16 protein-coding genes and 1 tRNA gene are annotated in these 17,980 nt (G+C 43.2%); 4 read left to right on the forward strand and 13 right to left on the reverse strand.

All coding sequences use genetic code 11. The features are described 5' to 3' along the window. Positions 1–35 precede the first annotated feature (35 nt). Positions 36–1,097 (reverse strand): sugar-binding transcriptional regulator, encoded by a 1,062-nt coding sequence (locus tag ACP8HI_RS21575; protein ID WP_438348197.1) that lies wholly within the window; start codon positions 1,095–1,097, stop codon positions 36–38. Between the two features lie 295 nt (positions 1,098–1,392). Between ACP8HI_RS21575 and ACP8HI_RS21580 the strand changes: the two genes are divergently transcribed. Both ACP8HI_RS21580 and clpP read left to right on the forward strand, forming a co-directional pair. Then, positions 1,393–1,467, forward strand: a tRNA-Arg gene (locus ACP8HI_RS21580). A 190-nt stretch (positions 1,468–1,657) separates the two neighbouring features. Beyond that, entirely contained in the window at positions 1,658–2,248 is a 591-nt protein-coding gene (clpP, locus tag ACP8HI_RS21585; RefSeq protein WP_438348198.1) for an ATP-dependent Clp endopeptidase proteolytic subunit ClpP, read from the forward strand. Positions 2,249–2,407: 159 nt separating this feature from the next. Here clpP and ACP8HI_RS21590 read toward each other — a convergent pair whose 3' ends face one another. The 3 genes from ACP8HI_RS21590 to ACP8HI_RS21600 form a co-directional block, all read right to left on the reverse strand. Continuing rightward, positions 2,408–3,490, reverse strand: coding sequence for a PdaC/SigV domain-containing protein (locus tag ACP8HI_RS21590; RefSeq protein WP_438348199.1), 1,083 nt, complete (start codon positions 3,488–3,490; stop codon positions 2,408–2,410). A 143-nt stretch (positions 3,491–3,633) separates the two neighbouring features. Then, the gene (locus ACP8HI_RS21595) at positions 3,634–4,041 is read right to left on the reverse strand and encodes a GIY-YIG nuclease family protein (protein WP_438348200.1); all 408 of its coding nucleotides are present in this window, start codon (positions 4,039–4,041) and stop codon (positions 3,634–3,636) included. A gap of 23 nt (positions 4,042–4,064) precedes the next feature. Continuing rightward, on the reverse strand, positions 4,065–4,841 hold the full coding sequence (locus tag ACP8HI_RS21600) for a DUF2087 domain-containing protein (protein WP_438348201.1): 777 nt from the start codon (positions 4,839–4,841) through the stop codon (positions 4,065–4,067). Between the two features lie 480 nt (positions 4,842–5,321). Here ACP8HI_RS21600 and ACP8HI_RS21605 point away from each other — a divergent pair, with 480 nt between their 5' ends. Then, positions 5,322–8,099, forward strand: a complete 2,778-nt coding sequence (locus ACP8HI_RS21605) for a cadherin-like beta sandwich domain-containing protein (protein ID WP_438348202.1) — start codon at positions 5,322–5,324, stop codon at positions 8,097–8,099. Between the two features lie 436 nt (positions 8,100–8,535). Continuing rightward, positions 8,536–8,670 (forward strand): hypothetical protein, encoded by a 135-nt coding sequence (locus tag ACP8HI_RS21610; RefSeq protein ID WP_438348203.1) that lies wholly within the window; start codon positions 8,536–8,538, stop codon positions 8,668–8,670. Positions 8,671–8,827: 157 nt separating this feature from the next. On the opposite strand, the gene ACP8HI_RS21615 is transcribed toward ACP8HI_RS21610, so the two are convergent. From ACP8HI_RS21615 to ACP8HI_RS21655, 9 genes are all read right to left on the reverse strand, one after another. Beyond that, on the reverse strand, positions 8,828–9,853 hold the full coding sequence (locus tag ACP8HI_RS21615; protein ID WP_438351940.1) for a polyamine ABC transporter substrate-binding protein: 1,026 nt from the start codon (positions 9,851–9,853) through the stop codon (positions 8,828–8,830). 59 nt (positions 9,854–9,912) lie between these two features. Next, positions 9,913–10,719, reverse strand: a complete 807-nt coding sequence (locus ACP8HI_RS21620) for an ABC transporter permease (RefSeq protein ID WP_438348204.1) — start codon at positions 10,717–10,719, stop codon at positions 9,913–9,915. Further along, positions 10,716–11,567, reverse strand: coding sequence for an ABC transporter permease (locus tag ACP8HI_RS21625; protein ID WP_438348205.1), 852 nt, complete (start codon positions 11,565–11,567; stop codon positions 10,716–10,718). The genes ACP8HI_RS21620 and ACP8HI_RS21625 overlap by 4 nt, the downstream gene beginning before the upstream one ends. Positions 11,568–11,569: 2 nt before the next feature. After that, entirely contained in the window at positions 11,570–12,544 is a 975-nt protein-coding gene (locus ACP8HI_RS21630; RefSeq protein ID WP_438348206.1) for an ABC transporter ATP-binding protein, read from the reverse strand. Between the two features lie 505 nt (positions 12,545–13,049). Further along, positions 13,050–13,805, reverse strand: a complete 756-nt coding sequence (locus ACP8HI_RS21635) for an SIMPL domain-containing protein (protein WP_438348207.1) — start codon at positions 13,803–13,805, stop codon at positions 13,050–13,052. Between the two features lie 192 nt (positions 13,806–13,997). After that, positions 13,998–15,506, reverse strand: a complete 1,509-nt coding sequence (locus ACP8HI_RS21640) for a methyl-accepting chemotaxis protein (protein WP_438348208.1) — start codon at positions 15,504–15,506, stop codon at positions 13,998–14,000. 175 nt (positions 15,507–15,681) lie between these two features. Beyond that, the gene (locus ACP8HI_RS21645; RefSeq protein ID WP_438348209.1) at positions 15,682–15,951 is read right to left on the reverse strand and encodes an HPr family phosphocarrier protein; all 270 of its coding nucleotides are present in this window, start codon (positions 15,949–15,951) and stop codon (positions 15,682–15,684) included. Between the two features lie 96 nt (positions 15,952–16,047). Continuing rightward, a complete protein-coding gene (gene whiA, locus ACP8HI_RS21650; RefSeq protein ID WP_438351941.1) occupies positions 16,048–16,977 on the reverse strand; it encodes a DNA-binding protein WhiA in 930 nt (309 codons plus the stop codon). 5 nt (positions 16,978–16,982) lie between these two features. Then, the gene (locus tag ACP8HI_RS21655) at positions 16,983–17,969 is read right to left on the reverse strand and encodes a gluconeogenesis factor YvcK family protein (RefSeq protein WP_438348210.1); all 987 of its coding nucleotides are present in this window, start codon (positions 17,967–17,969) and stop codon (positions 16,983–16,985) included. Positions 17,970–17,980 lie beyond the last annotated feature (11 nt).

A 17,980-nucleotide genomic window follows, 5' to 3' on the forward strand; every position in this document is an offset into this window, starting at 1 on the left:
TTCATGACAACAAGATCATAAGATTTCGCAAGATGCTAATCGTCTTTCTTACTCATAAGAGGATGCTCTTCCATTTCCCTCTCAATCTCTAAGGCAGCCGCCTCATCCGTGACCAGTATATCTTCCTGACCAAATCGGAGAACTGCATGTATGGCACTAGCCTTACTCTTTCCGCCTGCAATCCCTATCACAATTTCAGTATTCATAATATCTTCCAGCCGAAGACCCAAGGTCATCATTCTGTGAACCACAGCACCTTGCTCGTTGAAATAATAACCAAAGGATTCTGCAATCGCGCCTTCATCTTGGATTCCCTGAATAGTTGCAAGGTCCAATCTTCTACGGCGTGTCATTTCAAGGGCATTACCAATACCGTGCACTATAATTCGCGACTGTCTGATCGTCTGAACAATTTCCTGAATAGTAAGATCTTGAACCAGCGATTGATAAGCATGATCACTAAGCAGATCTGGTATATGTAACAGCCGATACTGGGCTCCTACTCTCTTAGCCATCGTGGAAGCAATGGTGTTCGCTTGAAATTCCACGCTCTCCCCTAAGCCCCCACGAGCGGGTACGAACCAGGTCCCCTTCAAATTCACAGATGAAGGTTGTGTTAGTTGTTCAGCAACTGCAGCGAGTGTTGACCCCCCCGTTACAGCGATGATGTCTTGATTACCCATGACGCTCAACAGAGCCTTCGCTCCTGCACGCCCCAGTTCTTTCTTAGCCACCGGCGACGACTCACAATCACCAGGTACAATCACTACTTTACGTAGTCCATATGCTAGGCGGATTCTATCTTCCAAATCTGTTAGTCCAAAAAGGTTCTTGGCGATGGGCTCAAGTGAATCCAGTAGTCTCCTACCCGAATCACTAATCTTCATGCCCATACTTTCAATCTCAATGAGGCCTTGAGATTTCAGAAGGTCCGTTTCGGATCGCAACACGCGTTCCGTCATATGAAGTGACGCTGCTAGCGTTCTGCGACCGACGATATCAAATAATAAAATTCGGTGAAGAATAGTGTACCTTGTCTTGAGAGTTTCCATGAGATCAGGCAGAAGCTGCTTTTGTATTTCTATTAAATTCCGCATGCTGTCCACTCCTGCTACGTTCTTCATGGTCTTAAAATGTCCCGGGTAAACTTTTTAAGTCCCACTACTATTCTAACCAATATTTACTTCTGTTGCAAGTATTCATTCTGTATAATTTACTACTCCTGATTTTCTTATACATCACGACTTATCTAGCCATTGCTTACTTAGCTCGGTAATCTGGAACAGTTCCAAACTCCGAGCCTATTTCTTAGAGCCCTTAATGATAATAAATGTTACGAATCCTTGCTATTCTAACGCATATATTATACAATCATTTTTGCTATTGCTTTTTGCGCCCGTGGTCAAATGGATATGACGTAGGCCTCCGAAGCCTGAGATCGAGGTTCAATTCCTCGTGGGCGCGCCATTATTATTACAATAGCCTAAAGCTCCATATATCTTTAACCAACTCAGACCAAGGCCAATCATGGCTCTTTTTTTTATCAACAGTTTGACTTTCCCTGACTTTATGATTTAAAATGTTTATCAAGTGGTAAATACGGCAATCGTATTTATAATGAACAACTAATTTAGTTAGTATAAGGGAGGCTTTCCACATGGGTTTTATTCCTATGGTCGTTGAACAAAGTAGCCGCGGCGAACGCGCATATGACATCTATTCCAGACTATTGAAGGATCGCATCATTTTCTTAGGTTCTGAAGTTAATGACATGGTTGCCAATTCCATTATCGCACAAATGCTATTTCTAGCCGCCGAAGATCCGGAGAAGGATATCTCCTTATATGTAAACAGCCCTGGCGGATCGATTACAGCCGGAATGGCGATATTCGATACGATGCAATACATTAAACCAGATGTATCTACAATCTGTGTAGGTATGGCCGCTTCTATGGGTGCATTCCTATTGACTGCCGGTACGATCGGTAAGCGTTACGCACTTCCAAATAGTGAGATCATGATTCACCAACCTCTAGGTGGTGCGCAAGGTCAAGCATCGGATATCGAAATTCGCGCCCGTCGTATTCTCAAGTTACGTGATAAGTTAAATCATATTTTAGCTGAACGTAGTGGACAGCCGCTGGAACGCATCGAGAAAGATACGGACCGTGACTACTTCATGAGTGCTTCAGACGCTCTCACATACGGCTTGATTGACAAAGTCTTGGAGAAACCATTAGCTCTCTAATTTAAAGATAAACGGCCCTTCTTCGCTTATGCGAAGAAGGGCCGTTTGTCCAAAAATATAGGAGATAAAAGTAACGAAAACTTATACTTTCCTATATTTCAAGCAGATATGGCTATGCTATTCATTCTCACAATAGTTAAAGAGCCCTCACTCCCGCATTTACTTAAACATCCGCGTTCCTTCAGGTAGAACCTTATGATACGGAATCACGAACGTTGGAATGCCCGCAGCATAAGCCGTGTATTCATATTGCTGGAAGAAGAGTGCTATCCCCTCTGTTTTTATATAGTAATTCACGTCAGCACCCAGCCCTTTAAATTCACTGATATAACCACCATTGTTTTGTAGACCTTTGAGAACAAGCTTATCCAGTCTCTCTTTATAATCAGGGCTCTTCTCTTTTAAAAGATCATCCAGTGATAGTAGCTTTCCGTTCTCTAATGAGAAGGTCAATCCTGTACGAAGTGTGCCACCATGGGCTCCACCGGTATAACTATACTGATCTACGACAAGACTTAACACACCGTTCTCATTGTATGACACGATATAATTCTGAAAGAATTGATAGGCTTGCTCGACAGAGCTATCTCTTTTAGCAGCCTGTTCTTTCGAAGCTTCAACGAATTCATTCTTAAGGTTGTCCAGCGCCGTATTAATTGACTTCTCTACCTTCGCATCGGCAAGGCCACTAATCGTAGGATAACGAACAATAAATAATGCATCCTTCGTTGGGGTGTCTAGCATCTTTGTTGTAATCGACAGCTTATTTTCTACTCTAGGAGTTATATTCAATGACTTGAGAGATGGATTCCACATACCTTGATAGCCCAAATAATCACTTATTAATCGAAATGGAACATACAATTTACCTCCGATATTCTTTACTTCATATTCATTGACATAGAAGTTATTAATATTTGTATTTACTCCATTCTCAGTTAAGTCCATGTTCAGTTGTCTATATCCACTACCAATGCTATATGTTCTCGTACCCGGATTATAATGTAATGATAGTCCCAGCTGATCTCGGAGTACAGTCACAGGAATGAGGGTGTTTCCGTTACTTATCAGACCAAATTGAGAGAGTGTAGTACCCTTCCATTCTAAAATGACCCCTGGTTGCTCCACAGTATTCTTCGTATTTCCAGCCGCAAAGACCTTCGCTTGTCCTGTATAACCCGCACTTGTGAATAGAACTCCTGCAACTATAGCTGCGGCGCCCCATCTCATAGCCTTATTCATCTCAAAATTCCCTCCAAATGATTCATATTCTTCGCATTTTTTGAGCTTGTACCCATAGTATATCGAAGAAATGAATCATTATGGTAACAGCTGGGTAACATCTACGTAACAACTGCGTAACAGTATTGAATCATCAACACATACTATACCTGTTCATGATAACCATTATCTCCGTATGGCTGCAGCTTATCTAACCATTTCAGTTCTAGCTTCCGTAGCTCATCCCTATGTCTTCTGTTCGTTGGATGATTTACAGGTACGCTCATCGGAATCATCCCTATAAGGGATTCTCCCTCTTCAAGCTTCAATTGCTCCAATATTTCCATTTCAAACTGCTCTTCGCCATAGGTCTTCCATTCCTTCTGCAATAACACGCAAGCATGATTACCCATATTCAGTATGAATACATCCTTATTAAATGCCCCATATAGATTCAAACTGCTCCCAATCCATATCTTATTATTTACCGAGTTACGAATTTGGTAAACACCAATTTTACGGGGAAGTTGCTGATATTCTGCCACCAGTTCCTTACGTCTTTGATGATCCATTATATGCCCTTCTTTCTCTATCACTAGTCATTTCGTTTACTTTTCACCCAATATTTACTGCCATCTGGTTCTCGATCCATAAACCCGTATTCAATTAAATACCGTCGCAATGTCACATAATCATCTAAACGTTCCATCAGAATGGCATTGACTTCCTTCTCTGAATAAGACTTTTGAACATCAAAAAATTGAGTGAGATGTCGCAAAATAACAATTTTACGTTTTTCCTTCTTCGGAAACTCCGTTAACGGCCCCTGTAGACCCTCCTTAAAATAGGTGTTTAGAATTTCCTCATTCTCCTGCACCGTGATGGAATGCCGCTCATCTAGCAATGAAGGTGAATCGTGAATGTGAATATATCGGCTTTTGCTATGAGACTTCTCCTCGACAAGTTCCATAATGGACAGAAATGCCTTGGCCTGCTTCATCTTCTCACGTAAAGTAAAGCGATGATTGCGAATAGTAGAGGTGCTACCTCCATCCAATTGATTGACGATCTCTTGGTCGCTTAGCCCCATTTGGAAGAAGTTCAATAGTGTCCGCTGCAAATCGGTTAATCCGGTCCATTTCTTATCTAATCCTAATAAAAAATCTAACATCGACGTATGATCATTCGCAATATGCCGCCGAACATACTTCTCCGCCTCGTAGAACACCTCTTCTTCCTTATAGATAATGCCCTTCTCATAACGTTTACCGCAGATTAAACATACATAAGCCTCACATTCTTGTTCGAACATATAGCCTTGCTTGATTTCTTCCATACTCGCGTTCCAGAACAGATCCGATAAATAGCCCATTATTATAAACACCCTTCAGTTTTGTTTGCTATTTTATAGACATTATATAATATCGTTTGGTTTTTATCAAGACATGATTATTAGTTACAAGAGGTGCATCTATATTCCGCCAACAGTTAAGAAAAATGCCTTTCAGCTTCCTTGTGAAAGAGTTCATAGCATCACCAATAATCACCTTCCGCCTTCACCATTCAAATCCACAACCGCACGAGGTTGTGGATTTTTGCTGTACGCCCAGCATGGGCCTCATCTCTAGGGTGAAAGTCCTGAACGCGGGCAGGCGGGCGACCTCCAATCGTACCCAAGGGCAAGGGTATCCGCGGGGCGAAATCTGGAGGAAGTCGAAGGCAAATGCATGGGCCAAGGTAAGCAACTTGAATTTAATTATTTGCAAAATGTAATCATGGTTACAAATTAATCACCTTAAATGAATTATAGTAGTACAAAGAATGATTCTCTATAGGGAAGGACGGAAGAGCGATGACAAGGATAAGTAGAAAATTAGCGGTTATGGTTTTGATTGTTCTTTTTACAACAGGCGTAATTCCGGGGAAGTTCGGCGCAGGTATTGGCGGCATATCGGCTGTTGCAGCGGCTGCAAATATCCCCAGTCAGGACGGTATCGGAAACAGCGGCTCTATTGCTGCGAATGAAGTGGTGGGAACCACTTTTACGGGATACCAAGACTGGCCAAGCGGATTTACAAAGGGATCGGCTGACTTTGTCGGCGGTGTCTATGATGGCAAGAGTATATGGATGATACCTTACAATGCCAACGAAATACTCAAGGTTAATCCGGAAACCGGGGAAATGACGGGATATAGCCATTGGCCCGCTGGCTTCACTAAGGGGAGCAATGCATTTGCTGGAGGCGTTTATGACGGAACTAACATATGGCTAGTTCCATATAGTGCAAATCAGATCATCAAAGTTAACGCGACTACAGGTGTAATGACGGGGTATAGCAATTGGCCAGGTGGATCGAGAGGCAGCGAGCAATTTATTGGAGGCGCTTTTGACGGTACCCATATATGGCTCACTCCCTATTCTGGCAATCGTTTAATCAAGGTTGATATAACGACTGGAGCAATGACCAGTTACAATAGTTGGCCAAGCGGGACAAGCCTTGGTAGTTATCCATTTTATGGTTCTGTTTTCGATGGCACGAGTATATGGCTGATTCCGAATGGTGCCGATCGTTTAATCAAGGTTGATCCGGAAACCGGGGAAATGAGTGGGCTCAACAATTGGCCAAGCGGGTTCACAAAAAGTGCAGATGCATTTCGGGGAGGCGTCTTCGATGGAACAAATATATGGCTGATACCGTATAATGCCACACATCTGGTTAAAATCAATACGACAACCGAAGACATGACCGGATACAATGGCTGGCCCAGCGGATTTACAAAAGGGAGCGGCAGCTTTGCAGGCGGCGTGTATGATGGCACGAATATATGGCTGGTGCCACATTCGGCTAACATGCTAATTAAGGTCAATGCCGCGACTGGGAGAATGACGGGATTCAACAATTGGCCTAGAGATTTTACGAAAGGTAGCAATGCGTTCATGGGCGGTGTTTATGATGGGGAAAATGTGTGGATGATTCCGTTTGTAGCCGACCGTCTTATGAAATTTGGGGATAGCTCCGATTTGAGCGGACTGAGGCTAAGTAGCGGTACATTATCGCCGACATTCAATGCGGCGACGACGAGCTATACGGCAAGCGTCGGCAGCGACGTGACGAGCATCCACATCACGCCGACGGCGGCGGACGCCGAAGCCACGATGACGGTGAACGGTTCGGCTGTCGCGAGTGGGCAATCGACAGCAACGGTGCTGAATGTTGGGGACAACGCGATTACGGTTCAGGTCACCGCGAAGGGCGGCAACACGAAGAAAAGCTACACCGTCACGGTAACGAGGGCAACATATGCTAGTGCCGATTTGAGCGGACTGACGCTCAGTGAAGGTACATTGTCGCCGGCATTCAGCGGAGCGACAACGAGCTACGCAGCAAGCGTCGCCAGTGTCGTGACGAGCGTCTACGTCACGACGACGACGACGGACACCGAAGCCACGATGACGGTCAACGGTTCGGTTGTCGCGAGCGGACAAGCGACAGCAACCGCGCTGAATGTTGGGGACAACGCGATTACGGTTCAGGTCACCGCGAAGGACGGCAACACGAAGAAAAGCTACGCCGTCACGGTAACGAGGGCGACATATGCTAGCGCCGATTTGAGCGGACTGACGCTGAGTGCGGGCACACTATCGCCGACATTCAATGCAGCGACGACGAGCTACACGGCAAGCGTCGGCAGCGACGTGACGAGCCTCGATGTCAGGCCGACGGCGGTGGACGCCGAAGCCACGATGACGGTGAACGGTTCGGCCGTCGCGAGCGGGCAAGCGACAGCAACGGCGCTGAATGTTGGGGACAACGCGATTACGGTTCAGGTCATTGCGAAGGATGGCAACACGAAGAAAAGCTACACTATCATCGTAACCGTGACGTCCAGCAATGGCAGCAGCGGAACCGATGGAACCAGCGGGAATGATCTAGGAAGCAGTTCCACTACAGAACCGTCAGGTCCTGGAAATCCGACAAATCCGACAAAGCCGACTCAACCGATTCAGCCAACGCCAACGCCGACTCAGCCCGTTTTTAACGATAAAGTTGATCTCGCTGCCGTTCGTTCTATTGTTGATCGTGGGAATACCGCTCCTGACGTAAGCTTCACCGATGTATCCCCATCGTCTTTGAGTGCCACAGTGATCCAACGCTCGGCGCGTATGGGCATCGTGTCGGGCTTCGAGAATGGTACTTTTAATCCAAGTGCGAATGTAACGCGCGCGGAGTTCGCAACGATGCTGACCCGTGCGTTCGGACTGACCTCCGTGGGTAGCGCAAGCTTTGCTGATGCACAAGGACATTGGGCGGGGGATGCGATTGGTACCCTGAAAGATTTGGGGATCCTAACGGGTTATGAAGACGGTACGTTCCGTCCGAATCAATCAATCACTCGAGCCGAACTCGTGGTTATGCTTGCTCGTCTGACGAATTATGTACCTTCCCCGACTTCTCCATTCTCAGACGTAGAGTCCAACTGGGCCGCGGATGCGATTGGCGCATTTGCTGCGGCCGGGATTGTGTTGGGGAAGGCCGAAGGCAAGTTCGAACCCGTCGCCCCAGCTTCACGCGCGGAGTCGGTTGCGATCATCGTTCGAATGCTGGATAAGCTCTTGGCTCATGGATAATAATTAAGCGTACGTAGTTTGTTGTGCAGGGGGTGGAGCTTTACCCCATGCTTTATAATTGAATATTCCCGGGATGAATATGCTCCCGCCTTCCTTGAGATCTGAATGTATTTAGAGAGTTTCAACACCGCTAATGTCAATCTCGACCGATTTCAATCCTTCTACCACATCAATAGTATCGATTTCAAGCTTGAGAAGTTCAGATTAGGCATGTCCATTGATCGATTTACGCCAAGATATCATTTATCCTACGATACGATCAAGAAAATCATCTACTCGAAAAAGTGTTAACAATAAAGGCTCGGCAGTGGAAATAACTGCCGAGCTTTATTGTGCTTTAAGCACATATAATTATTTTCTCTATATATGTAAATCGAGATTTTATTCATACTCATTTCAGAAGAGCGCAGAACGATGAAAGATGAGGTGAATGAATATGCAGATTGATGAAATAGTTAAGAAACATAACCAAGAAGAAAATGGACAAATTCAATTTTCTGGTGCAACTTTATTTGGGTTAAGGAGTGAAATAAAATTTGGAAAAAGCTATGGGGTTGATAGAATCAGCTAAGATAGACGGGGCAGGATAATTTCGTGTATTCGTTAGCGTTGTTTTACCTCATATACACACGAAACTTATATTTTCTTATATTTCAAAAAAGGAGCCAGCTCTAAACTAATCTTCTAGTTTAGAACTGACTCTTCAACTCACACATGCATTCGAAATATTATTCTCGCCCACTTTTCAGCTCGGTCCAATATCGATCGTAGACTTGTAGGGTTTCACTTACATCTCCCAGCCATTCCGTACGACTCAATTCATCTTCTGAAAGATTAATCATCGTGTTATTACGATAAGTTTCAGAGTGGTACTCCATCGCCTTCGTGTTCGGATCACTATAACCAATCGTTTCATAGTTCTTCGCACTCACTTCAGGATCTAGCATATAATTAATAAATTTCTCAGCCAAAGCTTTGTTCTTAGCCCCTAGTGGTATAGCGTAGTTATCAGAGAAAATCGTAGCACCTTCCTTAGGCACAACATAGGCGATATCTGGATTGTCGGCCACAATAAAAGCCGCATCTCCAGACCAAACTGTGCTAATCCAACCTTCTTCTTGGATCATCTTCTGTTTGATCGTGTCCGTATCGAATGCCAGCACGCTCGGGAGCAAGCCTTTCAGATCATCTACAGCCGTTTTGATCTCTGTTTCATCCGTAGAACTGTTGGAATAGCCTTTCTTCTTGAGCGCCATACCGATCACTTCACGATTGTCGTCTAATAGTAGTACCTTACCCTTATAATTCGGATTCCACAGATCTTCCCAACTATCGATGGATTCTTTAATATATTTCTTGTTATATGCAATTCCGGTTACGCCAGAAGTATAGACAATAGAATATTGATTTCCTGGATCAAATGTTGGATCTCTGAACGTATCCGCAATATTATTGAAATTTGGGATGTTGTTCTTATCCAATGGTTCAAGTAGATTATTCTTGATCATCGTGTCAACCATATAGTCAGAGGGTTGAATGAGATCATATCCCCCGCCTCCAGCATTTATTTTAGCTAATAGGTCCTCGTTATTTGCGTAAATATCATATGTGATATTCACATTGAATTCTTTCTCGAAATCGGCTAATACGGATTCATCGAAATTATCTGCCCAGCTATAAATATGCAACTTTTCCTTAGAAGAACAGCCACTTAATAAAGATATTGCCATAACACCTACCACCAGCAGGCTCATAAATCCAGTTCTTTTCACAGTTACGTATCTCCTCTCTTTCATCAAACCATTTTTATTTTTCAAAAAGGTAACAACTTGTGCTTCTTCTGTCCATTTCCTCGGTTCAATACGTATTGCGCTAACAATATCAAGATGATGCTTACTACAATCAGCAACGTACAAAGTGCATTAATCTCTGGTGAGATGCCTCGTTTCACTTGCCCATAAATATAGATTGGTAGCGTCGTTGAACTTGGCCCTGCAACAAAGAAACTAATCATGAAATCATCGAGAGAAAGCGTGAACGCAATCAATGCACCCGAGATAACCCCTGGTGTAATCTGTGGCAATGTAATATAGCGAAAGGTTTCCCAGTACGTAGCGCCCAAATCTTGAGCAGCTTCTTCAAGCTGTCTACCCATTCCCGCAAATCTTGCACTTACCATGACATATACATACGACACACTGAATGTAATATGAGCGATCATAACCGTAGACTTCCCTAAAGGAATCTGGAACTGACTGAACAGAACTAACAGAGACAATCCCATAATAATATCAGGAATGATAATAGGCATATACAACAATCCACTCATTGGAACCTTCAATTTTTTGCCCAGATCCCGCATGGATAAAGCTGCAAATGTCCCTAACAACGTAGCCACTAAAGTAGAAACAACAGCAACAATGAGACTGTTCATTAAAGCATCCATCACGTGACGGTCCTTCAGTAGCGAGAGATACCAATCAAAGGTGAAACCTTTCCAATCCCCACTAAGTCGTGTGTTATTGAATGAATACACAATCACGAGCACAATGGGTACATAAATAAATATCATCATGATGGCCGAATGAATGCCTAGAAGGGGATGTCCTTTCTTCTTCATCGGTTCCCCTCCTTTACTCGTTCGCTGCGTGTTTTCATCACTCGGTTAAACAATACAATTAGCACAAGCGACGTCAGGATAAAAATGACTGAGAGGGCTGAACCGAAAGGCCAATTACGTGCCCCGAGGAACTGAGATTGAATAATGTTACTAATCATCGAGGATTTAGACCCCCCCAGAATATCCGTTACGACAAACATCCCTGCTGTTGACACAAATACGAGGACAGATCCTGTCATAATCCCAGCCTTGCTCTGGGGTAATGTAATATGCCAGAATGCCTTCCACCGACTAGCTCCTAGATCACTTGCAGCGTCTAGCAAACGCCGATCAATCTGTTCGATGGCCACGTACAGTGGCAACACCATAAAGGGAATGAAGTTATACACCATACCAAGCAGAACCGCCCCCTTTGTATAGAGCATCTGCAAAGGTTCATCGATCCATCCCCAATGGATTAGAACACTGTTCACTACACCCTGTGTTCGAAGCAGCAGCACCCATGCATAGGTCCGAATGAGGAAGTTAATCCAGAACGGAATCGTAATAAGGATCAGCCCCCAATTTTGCATTCGAGGGGATGAACTTGCTATATAATAAGCTAGCGGATAACTAACGATTAGACAGATTAATGCCGTCATGGTCGACAACACAATGGTATCCCAATAGATTCCTAAATATAGAGAATCCCAGAATGTCTTATAGCCTTCCCAACTAAATTGATAAACAACGTTACCCAGCGTATCGCGTTGCATAAATGACATGGCCACAACAATGATCATCGGCACGACTAGGAATAAACCTAACCATATCAATACGGGAGTAAGGAACCATTTGGACTTGTTCATGGCTAGATCACCACCTCATCCTTAGCATTCCAGTTCACCCCAATCTGCTCACCCACTTGCCATGACTCTTCGTCCGCCAAATCAAGTGCAATCGTTACCTTCATCGCTGTCTGCATATCCACTTGATCAAGTTCAACGATTAATTTATGCACATTTCCCATATACAGAACATCCTGAATGATACCTGTCTTCATGGCATCTTCGACGTTACGATGCGGGCGTAATTTCTCTGGTCTCACAGCAAATAAACCTTCGGAAGAAGTGAAAACATTATTCTCTCCGATAAAGGTTGCGGCAAAAAGAGTTCGTGGTGAGGCATAGACCTCTTTGGGGGTACCAATCTGCTCTACCCGCCCATTATTCATAATAACAATACGGTCGGACATCATCATAGCTTCCTCTTGATCATGAGTAACATACACAAAGGTAATACCAAGTGTCCGTTGCAGATGCTTTAGCTCCGTTTGCAGGTTTTTGCGTAACTGTAAATCTAGCGCGCCCAAAGGTTCATCAAGTAATAACACTTTAGGTTTATTCACTATAGCTCGGGCTATAGCTACGCGCTGTTGTTGACCTCCAGATAGCTGATGAGGGTACCGGGAAGTCAGAGCCTTTAGCTGTGTCATATGGACAGCTTCCGCAACCCGCTCTTTCTGTTGATCCTTCGGTATCTTCTTCATCTTTAGACCAAATGCAATGTTCTCTTCGACTGTCATATGTGGGAATAAAGCATAGTGTTGAAATACCAAATTTAAATCCCGTAGATTAGGAGGGGCTTCTGTCACATTCTTCCCAGCGAGTATAATATGACCCTTCGAGGGTTGTTCAAAACCTGCAATCATGCGGAGAATAGTCGTCTTTCCACATCCGCTCGGCCCAAGTAAAGTGAGGAATTCCCCTTCCTTTATAACCAAAGATAATGGATGTACTACTGCTTGTCCTTCGAATTGTTTCTCTATTTCAACGAGTTCAATCATAATAAACACCAACCCCTTTTATTCTACGATTTCAAAATGGTATCACGTCAACTATATATCCTCTAACACTTCTAATAAGCCATATCATATGTATGGCTTACTTATATTCAAACTATTCATTTAGTAATATGACAGATCATCAATTATTGAAAAAAGACCATTTTCGCATATTCAATATAACGTTTTTCATCCTAAGGTACAACCACTTTCTATAAATTACTACGTTAAGCGGTCTAGCTTTGTCACAATTTAGTGATGATTACAATTCATTCTCCCAAGCAGAAACGGCTATGCTGTCCTTTATCAAGAAGTTTATGCTTCCGATGCTAGCGATACTTCGTATCGCTTTAAGGTATCCGTCTCTGCCGAAATATAAGAAATAGAGTATCAAGTGAAACTTATACTTTCTTATATTTAGAAACACAACACAAAATCGCCTTCCTCACGACATGGGATGGTCGGAGAAAGGCGATTTCATCAAACACAACTATCGTTCATTTTACGTTTACTTAAGCTCGTATTGAACACTAAGCTGTGTAGATACTTTGACTTCCCCAGCTTCGACAGCACTTGATGCTACTGAGTTCATACTCTGCTTCTCCATCATCATGTCATTTTGAGCATATACGATCGGATTGCCGCTTTCCCCTTGACTTACAACGAGAACCGCACCTAACTGACGATTCGCCGCTTTCGCGATTGCTCCCGCTTTCAGGGTAGCGTTCGCCATAGCCTTCTCGATCACTTGTGTTTCGAACTGGTCACGGTTCTCAATTGAGAAGCGAATATTATCAATGTTATTCGCGCCTGCAGTTGATGCGGCGTCAAGCAATTGACCAACTTTAGCAAGATCGCGATACGTTACTTCGATGGTGTGATTGGCAGTGTAGCTTTTAACCTTCTGACCTTCTTTTTCCGTGTAAGTATAGTTAGGTTGTACGTAGAATTGGGTACTCTTAATATCTTTATCAGCAATCTTCCATGTACTCTTCAGTAAATCATTCAACTTCTTCATCTTAGCCGCATTCGCCTTCTGTGCAGATTGAGCTGTTTCCGCTTGTGACGTTACACCGATCGATAAATATGCGATATCCGGTGTAATTGATAATTCACCTTTACCTACGACATTGATCACATTACGTTGAACCTCAGCAGCATAGATTTCGGATGAACCTCCTATCGTATTACTAATCCCAGATACCCCCCAAATGAATGCACTCGCAACTAAAATCAAACTCGTCTTCTTTACCCATTTCTTCATAACCGTCGCCTCCTCAAAGCTTTACGGAGTAAGCTTGCCCCGTAAGCATAAACCTCAAAGTCTTACGAAGGAAAGCTCGCTCTCTAAGCAATTGCTTTTACCTTCATTTACCCTTTAGACGTACAATATTGGTAAATGTTGCACCTATTCATAAGAAGTTTCAGTCTTATTTTTCACAATAATGAACATGCCCTATTCAACGATCGCTTTGAGGTTCTGCTCAACTTCCTTCGTGCTATCCAAGCTCACTCGATTGTTCTCAAGTAAGGACTGTAGGGTTGCTGATAGCTCTTGCAGAGTTGCTGAAGTCTGTTCGTTAACAGAAGCCAAATGGTTCGTCGAATCCCCCACCGAGCTAGAGAAATAAGTCACTTCTTGCATCATGCTTCGATATTCTTCTGAAACTTGTAGCAGTCCCCCAATTGAGAGTTTAATAGATTCAAAAGAATCCGCGGTATCATGGGTCAGATTACTGCTCATTTCCATCCGTTCTGCCACCAAGTTCATCCTTTGTAGTGTCTCATTCGTCTGCTCCGAGAATCCACGTAATTGAGCCGTAATCTGCTCTGCAGATCCTGAAGTAAGTTCTGATAATTTACGAATCTCCATAGCAACGACAGCAAATCCTCGACCGTATTCTCCTGCGCGTGCCGCTTCAATACTTGCATTTAGAGAAAGTAGATTGGTCTGGTTGGCAATTTCACGTATCGTCTGGCTAAATTGAGAGGTTTCATTTACCCGCAACGTAAGCTCTTGAATATCCGCTGCCATAGCATCAATTTCCTCTTTAAATTCAACAATAGCAACACTTAATGTCCCCACCTTTTCCTTACCCTTTTCTGAAAGTTGATTCGTCTCATTGGTCTGAGTCAGTAAGGTTTCTGTGGAAGCGGTCATCTCCTGAATCATAACCCCCATCTGTTGAACAGAATCATTAATGGATAAGGTTGTGTCAACCTGTGTCACAGCACCACTTGATATTTCCTGAAAAGCAACATTCATTTGCTGAAATGAAGATGTATTGTCTTCCATAGACTGTGTAATATCCATCATACTACGTGTGATTACAACAACATTCTGTAACAATTGCTCCTTCTGTAGACGTTGGTCGTTTAACACGTCTTCCGACTGTTTTCGGGCAATCTCTGTATTGGCCTTGAGTGCTACCGAAACGCGTAGCAATAAAATAACCACAATAGACACAACCACATAAATCCCTATGATTCCTGTACGAATATCGGAAGTCTCCATCCCGTCTATATTTCCCAGAGCCAAATAACATGTAAACCCTAATCCGACTAACAGCGTGATGTACGTTATAATTTCCTTCATTGTAATCAATGACAAAATAACTAAGTAATATACCGTAGCGAAACCAATCAGCGATGGATGATATATAATATCTAAACCACAGGATAACAACATACCTATCGTTCCTACATATGGAATCTGTTGAATATATTTCCCCTTCATATGGAAAATCACCATTAATATCACAGTAAGAATGTTCATTATACTGCCCAAATTCGAAATGGACATCACATCCGATGCTGATAGATTGGATAATCCCATAAGTGCTGTGATCGTAACAGCCATGATCAGAACCCCATTACGCTTCTTCACGTCCTGATCTCTAACAGATAAAGATTCATCTTGATTTCTATTGAACTTCCCTAAAAGTGCCTTTAATTCCATAACCATTCTGACTCCCCCTGATGTAAAATATGTATTGTCATACCCTATCTAACCATTTATATCGGTTAATATCTTAAATTGAATAATATAAAAAGTAGTATAAATCCACAAAAAAACAAATAGTAGCTAATCCACTTGAGGATCGGCTACTATTTGTTTTTAAATGCCCATATTAGTACTATTATTGGTTCTCTAATTCCTCTTTGCTCACCAAAGCAACTAAAGCGGTTACAGCCTGCTCAGCGTCAGCGCCATCTGCGCTAATGTAAACTTCTGTTCCGGAACTGATCGCAAGGCTCATAATCCCCATTATGCTTTTTGCATTCACCTTTTTATCATCTTTTTCCACGAAAATTTCAGACGAGTACTTATTCGCTTCTTGGACGAACAATGCTGCCGGTCTGGCATGGAGACCCGTCTTAAGACGGACAACTACCGGGTGCTTTGTCATGGAAACTTACCCCCTATTTATAAATCTATTCACATTACTCTCATTTCATATACATTCATTATAGCATTATAACATGAAGGACACTAGAATAAAAACTCATCCATTACGAATCTTATCCGCCATCTCATCGATCTTACGCAGACGATGATTAACGCCCGATTTACTGACAGTGCCCTTGAGCACCTCACCAACTTCTTTCAGATTCATATCCGGATGGATCAACCGCACTTCTGCTACTTCCCGCAGCTTCTCAGGTAAATTATCCAGGCCAATCTCACGCTGTAATAGCTTAATATTATCAATTTGCCGGACTGCCGCGCTTATCGTTTTGTTCAAATTCGCCGTCTCACAGTTGACGATGCGATTCACAGAGTTTCTCATGTCCCTCATAATACGAACATCCTCGAACTTGAACAGTGATTGATGCGCACCAATGAGGCTAAGAAACTCAATGATCTTCTCGCCTTCCTTGATGTAGAGCACAAACCCCTTCTTACGTTCAATAAAGCGCGCATTGAGCTTAAATTCATTAGCTAACTTCACCAATGCCTTACAATGATCTTCATACATCGAGTAAATCTCGAGATGGTAGGAAGAACCTTCGGGATTATTCACAGACCCACCCGCCATAAAGGCCCCCCGCAAATACGCTCGTTTACAACATTTCTTACGTATAAGTTCAGAATGGATCTCTTGCGTAAATAGAAAACCTTCAGAAACAATATGAAGTTCCATTAGAATTTCCTGTACACCAAGAGGTATGCGTACAATATAAACATTATTCTTCTTCAATCTCATTTTTTTGCGCACAAGTAACTCTGTATGTGCCTGAAAATACTTTTTGATTAAGGTATAAATTCGCCTTGCTATCGCGGCATTTTCTGTCGAGATATCCAAAATGACTTTTTTGTTCGACAGTTGGACGGAACCATTCATGCGAATAAGCGCTGATAACTCAGCCTTCTCACAACATGCCTGTCCTTCTACCCTAGTCAATTCTTTTTTTGTCTCCGCCGCAAACGACAAGTGACTCACCTCTCTCGTAAAGTCCAATTTTGTACGAGCTGGTATATATGCTGGCTAAGCTTTTCAGCATCATGCCGTAGGTATGTCCGGAAAAGAACAAGTGTGTCGGCAATGACCTTGTAACCATGTCCTGTCACTTCATCCAGATCCAAATGAACAGGTTTTGCTCCCTTTTCAGCATATTTATCTTGAACTCGGGTCGGAATTTCACCATTATTTACAATGACATAATCAAAAAGATGTACACCAACATGATCGAAGATCGCATTAAGATGATCACTTACGCTATAATTGTCGGTCTCCCCAGGCTGTGTCATGACATTGCAAATAAAAATCTTAATCGCTTTTGAAGCGCAAACAGCTTCCGCAAGCTTAGGAACGAGTAAATTAGGGAGAATACTAGTGTACAAACTGCCTGGTCCAATTAAGATAGCATCTGCTTGCTGAATCGCCTCAACTGCTTCTGGTAACGGCTCTACCTCAGCCGGGTCAAGAAAAACACGCTTAATCCTTCTCCCAGCTTCGGGGATCTTGGATTCTCCGCTGACGATGCTACCATCTTCCATCTCAGCATGCAATGTGACAGCGACACCCGCAGCAGGCAACACCCGACCACGAACAGCAAATACTCTACTTAACTCCCGAACAGCGGATACAAAGTCACCTGTAATATCCGTCATACCTGCTAATATTAAGTTACCTAAGCTATGTCCGGCGAGCCCTGAACCACTCCCGAAGCGGTAGCTTAACATTTGTGAAAGTAGTGGTTCAACGTCAGCAAGCGCCGTTAATACGTTACGAACATCTCCCGGTGGGGGCATCTGTAATTCATTTCGTAGAATGCCTGAACTTCCACCATCGTCGGCTACCGTGACAATAGCCGTAATATCAAGCGGCTTCTCTTTCAGTCCTCGAAGCATGACGGACAATCCAGTACCTCCACCCATCACAACAATTCGAGGACGAGCACTTGTCTGTCCTGCTACTTCCATTACACTTCACC

Origin of the sequence: Paenibacillus sp. FA6 (assembly GCF_051550225.1) — a bacterium.
Lineage (GTDB): Bacteria > Bacillota > Bacilli > Paenibacillales > Paenibacillaceae > Paenibacillus_AQ.